At 58.2% G+C, this 330-nt stretch carries 1 pseudogene; it reads left to right on the forward strand.

Annotation, left to right across the window (positions count from 1 at the left end):
* Window positions 1-33: 33 nt before the first annotated feature.
* Window positions 34-330, forward strand: a pseudogene (locus tag EGN72_RS00165) (DDE-type integrase/transposase/recombinase); the annotation flags it as partial.

The following is a 330-nucleotide window of genomic DNA, read 5'->3' on the forward strand; positions in this document are numbered from 1 at the left end:
TGAATGCAAGCATTCACCTGTCGGTAACAGGCCGGCGACATCACCTATGTATGGACGCGGGAAGGCTGGGTATATCTGGCTGTGATCATTGACCTTTTCTCAAGGCGCGTCATGGGCTGGGCCATCAGCAACCGCATGAAGCAAGATCTGGCCTTGCGGGCGTTGAACATGGCCATCGCGATCCGAAGGCCGCCGCCAGGTTGCGCTCATCACACGGATCGCGGGTCGCAATACTGTGCTCACGACTATCAAAAGCTGCTGCGCAAGAACGGGTTCAAGGTGTCCCCTCTCGCGGATGTAAACATCCGCTGCCCGTTGCCTGGCAGGGCA

The sequence above is a fragment of the Pseudorhodobacter sp. E13 genome (genome assembly GCF_003991405.1).
In the GTDB taxonomy this organism is placed as follows: Bacteria; Pseudomonadota; Alphaproteobacteria; order Rhodobacterales; family Rhodobacteraceae; genus Pseudorhodobacter.